Below are 12,329 nucleotides of genomic sequence, written 5' to 3'. Positions count from 1 at the left end.
AAAGACAATAATAATGTCCCGGGAGAACATTCGTCTGCGCAGCAACTTCAAGCCGGGCACCACGGCGTGGGCGGTGCGGCGCGCGCAGTGGAAGGCGTTGGGGCTCTCCGACGCGGATATGGAAAAGCCGAAGATCGCGATCGTCAACACGTCGTCCGAGCTGTCGATCTGTTTCAGCCATCTCGACGGCGTGAGCGACCGGCTCAAGGCCGCGATCCGCGACAACGGCGGCATTCCTTTTGAAATCCGCACCACCGCACCGAGTGACTTCATTCACGGCGCGGCCAAGGGCGCGCGCTATATCCTGCCGAGCCGTGATCTGATCGCGAGTGATATCGAAGTGTCCGTTGAAGGGCCGATGCTGGATGGCATGGTGTGCCTTGCCTCCTGCGACAAGACCACGCCGGGCCAGTTGATGGCGGCTGGGCGGCTCGACATTCCGACAATCTTCATCCTCGGCGGCTATCAGGGGCACGGCAGCTACGGCGGCACCGAGATCGATATCGAGGATGTGTTTGAAAATGTCGGTAAGGTCGTGACCGGCGAACTGGCGCTGTCCGATCTGAGCGGCATGGCGGATCATGCGATTGCCGGTCCCGGTGTCTGCGCGGGCCTCGGCACGGCGAACTCGATGCACCTTGTGTGCGAGGCGCTTGGCCTGGCGCTGCCTGGCAGTGCGCCGGTACGGGCCAATAGCCCTGCGATGCTGCAGCAGATCGACAAGGCCGCTCGCCGCATCGTCGAGATGGTCGGCGAGGGGCTCACACCACGCAAGATCATGACGGCAGAGTCGTTTACGAACGCGGCGGCGCTGGTGCTCGCACTCAGTGGTTCGGCGAACTGCGTACGGCACTTGCAGGCCGTTGCAGACGAAGCACAGGTCGACGTCGATCTCTATGCGCTCGTCGATACGCTTGGTCCGAAGGTCCCGCTTCTCTGCGCCGTGCGGCCAAATGGCAACGCGCGGGTTGAAGATCTCGAGCGTTCCGGCGGCGGTCGCGCCGTGATGAAGCGGATCGAAAGCCTGATCCATCGTGACGCGCTGACGGTGACGGGAAAAAGTTGGGGCGAGGAGCTTGCCAATTACGAGGTGCCGGACGGTATCATCCGGACGCTCGACGATCCGGTGTCGCGCACGCCCGCACTGGTGACGCTGCGCGGTTCCCTCGCACCTGACGGCTCGCTTCTCAAGCTTGGCACTGCGGAAGGGCACAAGCTCAGCTTCCGCGGCCCGGCCCGAACCTTCAATTCGCAAGAGGCTGCAATCGACGGTCTCGGCGGCACGATCAAGGCCGGCGACGTTGTCGTGCTGCGTTACCTCGGGCCGCGCGGCGGCCCCGGCCTTGCGTCGGCCTCGTGGTTTGTCGCAGCGCTGAACGGCGCGGGATTTGGTGAGACGGTTGCCGTGGTGACGGATGGCCAGCTTTCCGGATTGAATCGCGGCATCGCCGTCAATCAGGTGGCGCCGGAAGCTTTCGAGGGCGGGCCGCTCGCGCTCGTCGAGGACGGCGACATGATCGAAATCGATGTTGCCGCGCGCTCCATCTCGCTTCTGGTGGATGAAGCCGTTCTCACGAAAAGACAGGACAAGCTTGTGAGCCCGCCGCCCGCCGGCGAGCGCGGCTGGCTGTCGGTTTTCCAGCGGCTCGCAAAGCCAATCTACAAAGGAGCAACACTGACGCCGGACTGACCAACCGCCGTCGAATAAAAATATAAAAGGTCTGTGGAGGAATGAATGAGAAAACTTTTGAAGCTATGTTTGGGGGCGGCCGTCATCATGACGCCGTCTGTTCTATCGTCTCAGGCCTGGAGCGCGCCGACCGACGTTACGATCGTGCTCGAAACCCAGCCTGACCAGCTTGACCCTTGCCAATCGTCGAAATCTCAAGTCGGCAAGGTCATCAAGCAGAACGTGGTCGAGACTCTGACCGAGATCAGCCCTGAAAACGGTAAGATCACGCCGCGTCTTGCAACCGAGTGGAAGCAGGTGGATGATCTGACATGGCGATTCAAGCTGCGTCAGGGTGTCAAGTTCCACGACGGCACGCCGTTCAACGCCGCCGCCGTGAAGTATTCGGTGGAGCGGACTCTCGACAAGGCGATCGATTGCGAGATCCGCGTCAAGTATTTCGGCGGCATCGACATCACGGCGACGCCGATCAACGATTACGAGATCGAGTTCAAGACCAAGACCCCGCAGCCGATTCTGCCGACGCTGATGGGTACGGTCGTCGCTATGTCGACCGCAACGCCGATGGGCAAGATCACACGCGAGCCGATCGGCACCGGCCCCTATAAGCTTGCCCAGTGGGTGCCAGGCCAACAGATCGTGCTTGAGCGCACCAATGATTATTGGGGATCCAAGCCGAAGGTGACGAAGGCGACCTATATCTGGCGCTCGGAGTCGGCCGTGCGCGCAGCCATGGTTGCCTCCGGCGAGGCGGATATCTCGCCGAACGTCGCCGTGCAGGATGCGACCGATCCGTCGATGGATTTCAGCTTCCTGAACTCGGAGACCTCACGTTTGCGTATCGATGCGGCCATCCCGCCACTCAACGACGTGCGGGTCCGGCTTGCGCTCAACTACGCGACCGACCGCGAGGGCATGAAGGGCACCATCTTCAGCAAGCAGGTGATCGCCTCGACCCAGCACGTTGTGCCCGGCATCAACGGTCATAACCCCGACCTCAAGCCGTATCCTTACGATCCGGCCAAGGCGAAGGCCCTCCTGAAGGAAGCCAAGGCTGCCGGCACGCCGATCGATCGCGAGATCGTGCTGGTTGGCCGCTACAACCTTTACCCCAACTCCGAGGAATCGGTGCAGGCGCTGCAGGCGATGTACGAGGCGGTGGGTCTGAAGGTGAAGCTGAGGATGACGGAAGCAGCCGAATGGTACAAGCTTCTGTTCAAGCCTTTCGCGGATAATCGTCAGCCGACCCTGTTCCAGGAACAGCACGACAACAATAATGGCGACGCGGTGTTCACCATCTATGTGAAGTACCACTCGCAGGGCGGTCAATCGACGATCAACGATCCCGAACTCGACAAGCTGATCGACGAGGCCGGAAAGTCGACGGGTGAAAAGCGCACGAAGCTGTATCAGGAAGCTTTCAAGCGGATTCACGAAGTGGACGTTCCGGATGTCTCGCTGTTCCACATGGTTGGCTTCACCCGTGTGAACAAGAGACTGGACTTCCGTCCGTCGATCGCCACCAATTCCGAACTTCAGTTGAGCCTCATCGGGTTCAAGTAAGTCCGGGGTTTAAGGGAGCGGGTGCGGCCTCCAAGGCCGCACCCGTGTCTGGAGGAAGGGGTCCTCATGACGGGTTATATTCTGCGCCGCGGCGGACAAAGTCTGCTCGCCTTTCTCTTTCTGCTGGTGCTGGTGTTTTTCCTGGCACGCATGACAGGCGATCCGACCAACCTGTTTCTGCCGATGGACGCGCCGATGGATCAGCGCATCGCCTTCGCAGAGCGCCATGGGTTCAATGCGCCCATGTATGTGCAGTTCGGTCGCTACATCTACGACATGCTGCACTTTGACTTCGGAGAATCGATTTTCCAGGGCCGTCCGGCAATGGACGCCGCTCTCAACGCGTTTCCGGTGACGCTGAGGCTTGCTTTCGTCACCATGATTCTCGCGATGTTCTTCTCCATCCTGATCGGTTCGCTGTCGGCGTTCCGGCCGGGCGGGGTGTTCGACCGCGTCGCCAGCATGATCACGATCACCAGCGCGAGCGCGCCCGACTTCTGGGTGGCGATCGTTGCGATCCTCGTCTTCGCCGTCTCGCTAGGCCTGCTGCCGACGTCGGGCATGGGATCGATCTGGCATTGGATCTTGCCTGTCGGCGTTCTCCTGATCCGGCCGCTCGGGCTGATGACGCAGGTGGTGCGCGCCTCGATGATCGGTGCGCTCGCCTCGCCCTACGTCAAGACGGCGCGTGCGAAGGGAGCCGGCAGCCGCCGCATCATTTTCCTGCATGCGTTGCGTAACTCGCTGCTGACGGTCGTCACCGTCGCCGGCGATCAGGCCGCCGCGCTCATCAACGGTGCCGTCGTGGTCGAGACGGTGTTCGGCTGGCCGGGCATCGGCAATCTGATGATCAGCGCCATCAAGCAGCGCGACTTCGCCGTGGTGCAGGCCTGCATCCTGCTGACCGCCTTCGCGATCTTTGTGATGAACATCCTGATCGATTTTGCCTACACGCGGATCGATCCGCGGGTCCGGACGAGCTGAGGTCATCATGAAAGCACGAGGCATGTTCAAGCTTCTCCTTCAGGACAAGCTCGCTTTAGCCGCCGCCATCTACATGGTGTTCATCTGTCTGGTCGCGCTGGTTGGCCCCGAGCTACTCGGCAAGGCTGCGGTTTCGATCAATCTGCGCGCACGCAATGCGCATCCGTTCCACCTCGAATCCGGCTGGCTCTATGTGCTCGGTTCGGATTCGCTCGGGCGCAGCATCCTCGCCCGCATCATCGTGGCGTCGCGCAACACGATCGGCATCGCAGCCGGATCGCTGCTCGCCTCGATGCTGGTTGGCGGTTGCATCGGGCTTGTTGCGGGCTTGAGCCGCGGCGCGCTCGGACAGATCATCATGCGCGCGATGGATATCGTCATGAGCTTCCCGTCGCTCCTGATGGCGCTGATCGTTCTTTACGTTCTCGGCCCCGATCCCATCAATATCGTGATCGTGCTCGCGATCACCCGCCTGCCGGTCTATGTGCGTACCGCGCGTGCGGAGGCACTTGAAATCCGGGAGCGGGCGTTCGTCTCGGCCGCGCGGGTGATGGGAGCAGGGCGCATGCACCTTGCGATCCGCCACATCGCGCCGCTCGTGCTGCCGACGCTTCTCGTGATTGGGGCGCTCGACTTCGCCTATCTGATGCTGGCCGAGTCCGCGCTCTCGTTCCTCGGCATGGGCGTGCAGCCGCCCGCGATCACCTGGGGCCTGATGGTCGCGGAGGGCCGCAGCTATCTCAACATCGCGTGGTGGCTCGCATTCTGGCCGGGCCTCGCCATCATGATTACGGCGCTGTGCGCCAATCTTCTTGCGGGATGGTTCCGCGTCGCCAACGATCCGGCGTTGCGCGCGAGCCTCAAGACGAAGGCGGTTATCAATGCGTGATGAATCGAAACCACTGCTCGAGGTCGAGAATCTCACCATCGATTTCGCAACCGAGAACGGCTGGTTCAAGGCTGTGCGCGATATCAGCTTCTCGATTGGTCGCAACGAATCCGTGGCGGTGATCGGGGAAAGCGGGTCGGGCAAGAGCGTTACCGCCAATGCCGTTCTCGGGCTGCTCGATTGCCCGCCGGGTCGCATCACCAAAGGCAGCATCCGCTTCAACGGCGAAGACCTGCTGACGATGCCGATCGAGAAGCGACGCAAGCTTTACGGCCGCCGCCTCGCCATGGTGTTTCAGGACCCGCTGATTCACCTTAATCCTGTCTATCCGATCGGCTGGCAGATTTCCGAGGTGTGTCGCATCCACGGCATGTCGAAGGCCGATGCTGATGCGCGGACGCTTGAACTCCTCAAGCGCGTCGATATTCCCGACCCGCAGAGCCGGGTGCTTCAATATCCGCACCAGTTTTCTGGCGGCCAGCGCCAGCGCATCATGATCGCCATGGCGATGGCGTTCGCGCCCGATCTTCTGATCGCGGACGAACCCACCACGGCGCTTGACGTTACCGTGCAGGCGCAGATCCTCGAACTGCTGCGCGATCTGCGGGCCGAAACGGGCATGTCGCTGATGATGATCACCCATGATCTCGGTGTCGCGGCCGACATCGCTGACCGCGTGCTGGTGATGAAGAAGGGGGAGATCGTCGAGCGCGGCACCACGGCAGGTGTCTTTGCCGCCCCGCAGCATCCCTATACGCGCCAGCTTCTGGCCGATCGCTCGGAGGAATATCGCTCGGCAAAGCCGGTCGCGCCGGACCCGCTTCTCAAGGTGAGTAACCTCGACATCAGCTACGGTCCGTTCCGCGCGGTCAAGAACGTCAATCTGAGTGTCGGAAAAGGCGAGATCGTCGGCGTCGTGGGCGAATCCGGCTCCGGCAAGTCCTCGCTTGCAGGCGCGGTTCTGGGCTTGCGCGATATCAGCAACGGCTCGGTGGAGTTCTACGGCAAGGATATCCGCAAGCTCGGCAAGGGCGAGTTGAAGGATTACAACCGTTCGGTGCAGGCGGTGTTTCAGGACCCGTATAGTTCGCTCAACCCGCGCATGACTGTGCTCGCCATTCTCTCCGAACCGTGGGAGCTGCATCCCGATGTCATGCCGAAGGCGAAGCGCGCCGAGCGTGCGGCCGAATTGCTCGAAATGGTCGGCCTTTCGCGCGCCGATCTGGTCAAGTATCCCAACGAGTTCTCGGGCGGCCAGCGCCAGCGCATCGCCATCGCGCGTGCGCTCGCACTCGACCCGGAGTTGATCGTGTGCGACGAGGCGGTCTCCGCGCTCGACATGACGATCCAGGCGCAGGTGATCGCGCTGCTCGCCGAATTGCGGACAAAGCTGAAGCTGTCCTATTTGTTCATCGCTCACGACCTCACGCTTGTTCGCAAATTTGCCGACCGCGTGGTGGTGATGAAGAACGGCGAGGTGGTGGAAGAGGGCGATTCCGAGACTGTTTTCGCGAACCCGTCGCATCCCTACACGCGCAGGTTGGTCGATTCGAGTCCGGTCCCCGATCCCGCTTTGCAAAAGCAGCGTCGTGCGCAGCTGATGACTGCCTGAGATCAAGCGGCTCTATTCCGCACTGCACTTCGACATCGAACGACAAGACGCCGGCGATTGCATTCATTCGCCGGCGTCTTTCGTTTAATCAGGATGCGCGTAACGCAAACCTGTCCAACAGCGATCGCGAGGGATGGCGCCTGCGAATCGCGCGGTGCCGCCGTATCGTTCATGCGACATTAACGGTGCGACGATCGGACAGCGATATCGCGGTACGATGTATGTCCGTTTTTGATTCAGATCAGTCCGCTGCATCCCGACTCACGATCATGCTCACGACGAATCAAAAAAATACGGTGTGGGAAATGCCAGTTGATATTGCTGCTCTTGTTGGTTTCCAGCCAGCCGATACGGCCAGCTTGCGCGCGTTGAAGGCCGATTTGACCAAAAGCCAGGAAGCCATCATCGGCGCGTTCTATGAACGCGTGCTCGATGTGCCGGCCTTCCGGGACATGATCGACGAGACCTGCAAGCGGGAGAAATACGATCTCAACGGCTTCATTGCGCACCTCAACGACGTGCAGTTTCGCCATTGGCAAAGATTCTTCGATGGCACACCGGACGAGACGTTCATGAAGACCGCGCGCCAGATCGGCGTCGTGCATGAAAAATGCCTCCTCACCAACGATCTGCATGTGGCGAGCTCTGCCGTCCTGCTGGAGAAGCTTCTTGCGGTCGCCGTCGATCACTACATCGCCGAATCCGAAGAGACGGCGAAGGTGAAGGATGCGCTCGCCGCGATCGTGCGCATGTTCTTCATCGATCTGGCGCAGGCGATCTCGGCCTACGACACCGCAGCGGCCGTGACGATGTACAAGCAGGTGTCCGAGCCGTTGCTCGAGGCGTTTGAGCGCGAAGTGGCGAAGGAGCTTGGGTCGATGGCTGGAGCCGCCGCCGAACTCGACGGCACGATCAAGAGTTTTGCCGACCTCAACAAGGGCAACATCCAGCGCTGTCAGGACACGGTGTCGAGCATCGGCAACCTCGCGACAAGCCTCAATGAGCTTGGGCAGATTACCCGCCATATCGAGAATTTCGTCAAAGTCATCAGCGACGTCTCGCGCAAAACCAAGCTGCTCGCGCTGAATGCCGCCATCGAAGCGGGGCGCAGCGGCGAGTACGGACGCGGCTTCAACGTGGTGGCGAGCGAGGTGAAGGCGCTTGCCAATGAGGCGGAGGAGGCGGCGCAGAAGGTCGCGGTGCAAGCCGGCGAAATCCGTGCGGCCATCGTCGCGGCGCAGGCCAATGTTGATGAATCCGAAAAGTTGGTCCTCGCCATCGACAGCGGCGTCGCCGAGGAGCAGGCGTCGCTTGAGACCCAGTGTGCGGCCGTTGGCGAAATCTCGAACAACCTGGCTGTGGTCTCCGAGAGTGCCCGCGAGCTGCGTGGCCGCTTCAAGGCCATCAACACCGCATGACGCGGGGCTAAGGCGGATTTCGGAAATCCATCAACTGCGGCAGGCGTGTCGGCCGTCGGCTATGTGCGGCATTCTCACCCGCATGGGCGAATCGGCCGTTGCAAATGGGCCGCCTACAATAAGTCATTTGCAATAAGTCTTGGGCTTGTTTAGAGAAACAGCCCTTGGGGCCACGTGGCGGAGTGGTTACGCAACGGTCTGCAAAACCGTGTACACCAGTTCAATTCTGGTCGTGGCCTCCAATCCTTCCCTTTCAGGGGTTCCATTCCGGCACAGAATCTCGCCGGTTGGCGATGTCATTGGGCGGGATAGGATTTTCTGCGGGCAAGACACTAAGCCTGCACGACTTTTAGCTTGCAGAAGCTGGAGCCTTTGTTATATCGGCCCCCGACTGCGCGGCAGTATTCCTCGGTAGCTCAGCGGTAGAGCATTCGACTGTTAATCGAATGGTCGCTGGTTCGAATCCAGCCCGGGGAGCCAGCGCATCAAAGCCCCACAATCCAGCCGACCGACAGCGCGAGCCCGCGCTGGCTTGCGGCTGTTTCGCGGAAGATTCCTATAGCGCTTCAGGTTTACTCGGAATCGTCATGCGCGGGCTTGACCCGCGCATCCATCAAAAAAAGAGTCTTTTCAAGAAGATGGATTGCCGGGTCGAGCCCGGCAATGACAAATCTCGTTTCCATCAAAAGTGCAAACACTCTAGCTGGATGCTCGCCTGAACACCGCGCCGTAATGGTAAGGCGAGACGTCGACCAGTTTGTGCAGCTTGAAACCGGCCGGCTCGACAGTCGCAACGGCCGCCTCCGGCGACATGCGCAGGGCTGTCAGTGGCCCGCGAGGCTTACCCAGAACCGTCGTGTCCTCGCGCGGCCTGTCGTGCCAGTTGATGACCGTGAACAGCCCGTCCGGTTCGAGCGCATCGTGGACAGCGCGGGCGAGGCGGGTGTGGTCCGGTGCACCATGAAAGGTGTTTGCCAGAAACACATGATCCACCGGCTTTCCGACCGCCGCTGCAATGTCGTAGGCGTCGCTCGTCACGAAATGCCCGCTCGCGACGCCGGCTTCTTTCAATCTAATCCGCGCCAGGTCGAGAAGCTGCGGATCGAGATCGATAGCGATCACGGCTGCAGCGATTCGCGCGATCTGAAGTGTGAACCAGCCGTCACCGCTGCACAGGTCGGCGACGCGCATGCCTGGCTCTATACCGACATCGGCAAGGACCTTGGCGGGATCGGGCCAAAGGACCTCCCACCAGTCCGGGTCGGGCATCCGCGCGCTTTGGAAGAATCCGGCTTGCGTCGCGCTGCTGTCAGGCACTTTTTCAGGCGCCCTTGGAGCGCTTTTCGATCCGGTCGGCCGCGTCGATCAGAGCTTGCCCGAAATCGCGGACGTCATCGGCGCTGCTGATGATGAGCTGGAGCGAGCCGCTCGGGCGGGTCTGGTCGTCGCCCTGCATCATGAAGGGCAGCCGCAGCGCGAGCGCCCGGTTTTCCACCACCCGCGTCTCGTAGCCGACCAGTGGGAACACGATGATGTTGCCCTTGTCGTCCTTGGTCCACGCGTCATCCATCGCCATCGTCCTGATTTCTGGCCGGCATCCGGCCGGGGATCTGTTCCGTGGCGGTTGTTGAGGGATTTCGGCGGTTTTCGCAAGCGCCAGAGCATTGCGCGGGGCGCTTGCGTTTCTCATTTCCTTGCCTCAAAGATGCCCCGGCGTGGCCCTGCTGGCCGCATTCTACCGTTGAGGATGACGATGCCTGATGCTCTGACTTCCCGCTGGAACATGGTCGATTCCCAGGTTCGCACCGCCGATGTCACGGATCTGCGCCTGATCGAGGCCATGCGGGCGACCCCGCGCGAGGCATTTCTTCCCGAGAGCCAGAAGGCGCTTGCCTATCTCGATCGCGACATCGCCCTCGACGGTGAGGACAATGTTTATCTCATCAAGCCGATGGTGCTCGGCCGGCTGCTGCAGGCTGCCGATATCGAGCCGACCGATCGGGTTCTGGTGACAGGCGGCGCAGCCGGTTATGCGGCAGCGCTGGCGGGTCGTCTCGGGGCTGAGGTCGTCGCGGTCTGTGCCAATGACAAGGTCGCCGCGGCAAGCCGCTCGGCGCTCGAGGCTAGCGGCCTCTCCAATATCACGGTCACGGCGGGCGAGGCCGGGCAGGGCGATGCTGCCAGGGGGCCTTACGACGTCATCGTGCTCCATGGCGCGACCGAGGTGGTTCCGCAGGCCCTCTATGACCAGATCAAGCCCGGCGGACGCCTCGTCGGCGTGTTCGCGCAATCTGTGCCCTCGCGCGCCACCCTCGTGACCCGCTCGGAGGCAGATTTTGGCGCCCGGACCCTGTTCGACGCCGCTGCACCCGTTCTTCCCGGCCTTAAGCGGTTGCCGGGCTTTACATTTTGAGTGACGGAGGATTTTGCGCCTTAGCCTTTCGGGTGTGACCTAGAAGACCCAACAAGCGAAGCTTTTGTTAGTAAACACTCACAAGTGCTTACGCAGGCCCTCCGGGACGAATATGTTGCGAGCCGAACTGGATTCGGCGAGAGTTGGGAGTCCGGTTTTCTTGCGTAAATCCAATTACGTAAGACGATGTTGGAAGGGACCTAATGCGTTTTTCAGGGAAAGCCTGGCGTCTGGCGCTGGCCGCAAGCGCGGCCCCCGTGCTGCTTTTCGCTGCGACTCCGGTTTTGGCGGAAACTATCGAAGCGGCGCTTGTGCGCGCCTATCAGGACAACCCTCAGCTTAATGCGCAGCGCGCTTCGGTGCGCGCGACTGACGAAAACGTGCCTCAAGCACTGTCCGGTTATCGTCCCAAAGTGGCGGTGACGGCGAGCGCCGGTACGCAATATCAGGACATCGTCACCAAGCAGACCGTAAACGGCGTGGTGCAGCGGCAGAACCTCTCCGGCGTGAATGCACCGCGCAGCTTCGGCGCGACCATTTCGCAAACTCTTTACAACGGCGGGCAGACAGCAAACCGCACCCGCGCCGCGGAAAGCCAGGTTTCGGCTGCGCGCGAGGGCTTGCGCGTGCTCGAGCAGAGCGTGCTGCTCGCGGCCGCCACGATCTACATGGATTACTTGCGCGACTCCGCGATTGTTGAAGTCCAGCGCAGCAACGTCAATGTGCTGGAGCAGACGCTGAAGCAGACGCAGGATCGCTTCAACGTCGGCGAAGTGACGCGCACCGACGTGGCGCAGTCGCAGGCGCAGTTGGCTGCCGGACGCACCCAGTTGCTCGCTGCGGAATCAACGCTGACGACAACGCGCGCCAACTTCCGCCGCATCATCGGCAGCGATCCGCAGAACCCGCAGCCGGGTTCGCCCGTCGACCGCTATCTGCCGAAGTCCCTCGCGCAGGCCATCAACATGGGCCTCGTCGAGAACCCGAACGTCACCGCTGCGATGTACGGCATCGACGTCAGCCACCTGCAGGTCAAGGTGGCGGAGGGCGCGCTGTTTCCGACCTTGACGCTGCAGGGCGCCGTTCAGCACTCGAACGAAACCACCGTGACGACCTACCAGCAGTTCGGCGCATCGGCGACGGCACAGCTCACGGTTCCGATCTATCAGGGCGGCTCCGAGTATTCGCTGATCCGCCAGTCGAAAGAAACGCTGGCGCAGCAGCGCCTCAACCTCGATCAGGTTCGCGACCAGACCCGCGCGACCGTCGCGCAGAGCTGGGGTCAGTTGACCGCCACCAAGTCGCAGGTCGCCTCGGCTCAGGCGCAGGTAACGGCGTCCGAGATCGCACTCAACGGTGTACGCGAAGAGGCCCGCGTCGGTCAGCGCACCACGCTCGACGTCTTGAACGCGCAGCAGGCGCTGGTGAACGCACGCATCGCGCTCGTCACCGCGCAGCATGATCGCGTGGTCGCGTCCTACACCGTGCTGAACGCGGTCGGCCGGCTCTCGCCGGTGACGCTGAAGCTCCGCGCCACGATCTATGATCCGTCCGTGCACTATCATCAGGTGCGGGATAGCTGGGCGGGCGTGCGCACACCGGACGGCCGCTGAGCCCTCACTCCGCTGTGGGAAGCGGCCGGTTTCCGGGCCGGTTGCTTGCAATCAATTACCGCCCTGACGTACCTTGGAAGGGGAGCTGCGTGACGATTCGCAGCAGTGGCGTGCGGCTTTCCTGACGGGGAAGCCGATGATGTGGGG

Annotated in this window: 10 protein-coding genes and 2 tRNA genes; 10 read left to right on the top strand and 2 right to left on the bottom strand. The window is 61.7% G+C overall.

The window, feature by feature from the left end:
* Positions 1 to 13 precede the first annotated feature (13 nt).
* The 8 genes from ilvD (at position 14) to OCA5_RS09795 (ending at position 8,636) form a co-directional block, all read left to right on the top strand.
* Positions 14 to 1,690 (top strand): dihydroxy-acid dehydratase, encoded by a 1,677-nt coding sequence (gene ilvD / locus OCA5_RS09830; RefSeq protein ID WP_012563219.1) that lies wholly within the window; start codon positions 14 to 16, stop codon positions 1,688 to 1,690.
* A gap of 45 nt (positions 1,691 to 1,735) precedes the next feature.
* Complete coding sequence (locus tag OCA5_RS09825) at positions 1,736 to 3,253, top strand: ABC transporter substrate-binding protein (protein WP_012563220.1); 1,518 nt, start codon at positions 1,736 to 1,738, stop codon at positions 3,251 to 3,253.
* A 66-nt stretch (positions 3,254 to 3,319) separates the two neighbouring features.
* The gene (locus OCA5_RS09820; RefSeq protein WP_012563221.1) at positions 3,320 to 4,237 is read left to right on the top strand and encodes an ABC transporter permease; all 918 of its coding nucleotides are present in this window, start codon (positions 3,320 to 3,322) and stop codon (positions 4,235 to 4,237) included.
* A gap of 7 nt (positions 4,238 to 4,244) precedes the next feature.
* Positions 4,245 to 5,126, top strand: coding sequence for an ABC transporter permease (locus OCA5_RS09815; RefSeq protein WP_013913124.1), 882 nt, complete (start codon positions 4,245 to 4,247; stop codon positions 5,124 to 5,126).
* A complete protein-coding gene (locus OCA5_RS09810) occupies positions 5,119 to 6,738 on the top strand; it encodes an ABC transporter ATP-binding protein (RefSeq protein ID WP_012563223.1) in 1,620 nt (539 codons plus the stop codon). The genes OCA5_RS09815 and OCA5_RS09810 overlap by 8 nt, the downstream gene beginning before the upstream one ends.
* Positions 6,739 to 7,043: 305 nt before the next feature.
* Positions 7,044 to 8,156 carry a globin-coupled sensor protein gene (locus OCA5_RS09805; protein ID WP_013913123.1) on the top strand — a complete coding sequence of 371 codons (1,113 nt, stop codon included), beginning with the start codon at positions 7,044 to 7,046 and terminating at the stop codon, positions 8,154 to 8,156.
* A 168-nt stretch (positions 8,157 to 8,324) separates the two neighbouring features.
* Positions 8,325 to 8,398 (top strand) — tRNA-Cys (locus OCA5_RS09800).
* Between the two features lie 163 nt (positions 8,399 to 8,561).
* Positions 8,562 to 8,636 (top strand) — tRNA-Asn (locus OCA5_RS09795).
* Between the two features lie 219 nt (positions 8,637 to 8,855).
* On the opposite strand, the gene OCA5_RS09790 is transcribed toward OCA5_RS09795, so the two are convergent.
* Complete coding sequence (locus OCA5_RS09790; RefSeq protein WP_012563226.1) at positions 8,856 to 9,473, bottom strand: class I SAM-dependent methyltransferase; 618 nt, start codon at positions 9,471 to 9,473, stop codon at positions 8,856 to 8,858.
* A gap of 4 nt (positions 9,474 to 9,477) precedes the next feature.
* A complete protein-coding gene (locus OCA5_RS09785) occupies positions 9,478 to 9,726 on the bottom strand; it encodes a chemotaxis protein (protein ID WP_244396057.1) in 249 nt (82 codons plus the stop codon).
* A 183-nt stretch (positions 9,727 to 9,909) separates the two neighbouring features.
* Between OCA5_RS09785 and OCA5_RS09780 the strand changes: the two genes are divergently transcribed.
* Both OCA5_RS09780 and OCA5_RS09775 read left to right on the top strand, forming a co-directional pair.
* Positions 9,910 to 10,569: a protein-L-isoaspartate O-methyltransferase family protein gene (locus OCA5_RS09780; RefSeq protein ID WP_012563228.1), complete on the top strand. Its 660-nt coding sequence runs from the start codon at positions 9,910 to 9,912 to the stop codon at positions 10,567 to 10,569.
* Positions 10,570 to 10,772: 203 nt separating this feature from the next.
* A complete protein-coding gene (locus OCA5_RS09775) occupies positions 10,773 to 12,182 on the top strand; it encodes a TolC family outer membrane protein (protein ID WP_012563229.1) in 1,410 nt (469 codons plus the stop codon).
* The last annotated feature ends 147 nt before the right edge of the window (positions 12,183 to 12,329 follow it).

Source organism: Afipia carboxidovorans OM5 (assembly GCF_000218565.1).
GTDB lineage: Bacteria > Pseudomonadota > Alphaproteobacteria > Rhizobiales > Xanthobacteraceae > Afipia > Afipia carboxidovorans.
Note: the sequence above shows the minus strand (reverse complement) of the source record. Positions and strands in the feature narration are given on the sequence as shown.

Bases quoted from the DNA above. Each gene is read 5' to 3' on its own strand.
- ilvD (WP_012563219.1), top strand. From the start codon at position 14: ATGTCCCGGGAGAACATTCGTCTGCGCAGCAACTTCAAGCCGGGCACC.
- OCA5_RS09825 (WP_012563220.1), top strand. From the start codon at position 1,736: ATGAGAAAACTTTTGAAGCTATGTTTGGGGGCGGCCGTCATCATGACG.
- OCA5_RS09820 (WP_012563221.1), top strand. From the start codon at position 3,320: ATGACGGGTTATATTCTGCGCCGCGGCGGACAAAGTCTGCTCGCCTTT.
- OCA5_RS09815 (WP_013913124.1), top strand. From the start codon at position 4,245: ATGAAAGCACGAGGCATGTTCAAGCTTCTCCTTCAGGACAAGCTCGCT.
- OCA5_RS09810 (WP_012563223.1), top strand. From the start codon at position 5,119: ATGCGTGATGAATCGAAACCACTGCTCGAGGTCGAGAATCTCACCATC.
- OCA5_RS09805 (WP_013913123.1), top strand. From the start codon at position 7,044: ATGCCAGTTGATATTGCTGCTCTTGTTGGTTTCCAGCCAGCCGATACG.
- OCA5_RS09785 (WP_244396057.1), bottom strand. From the start codon at position 9,726: ATGGATGACGCGTGGACCAAGGACGACAAGGGCAACATCATCGTGTTC.
- OCA5_RS09780 (WP_012563228.1), top strand. From the start codon at position 9,910: ATGCCTGATGCTCTGACTTCCCGCTGGAACATGGTCGATTCCCAGGTT.
- OCA5_RS09775 (WP_012563229.1), top strand. From the start codon at position 10,773: ATGCGTTTTTCAGGGAAAGCCTGGCGTCTGGCGCTGGCCGCAAGCGCG.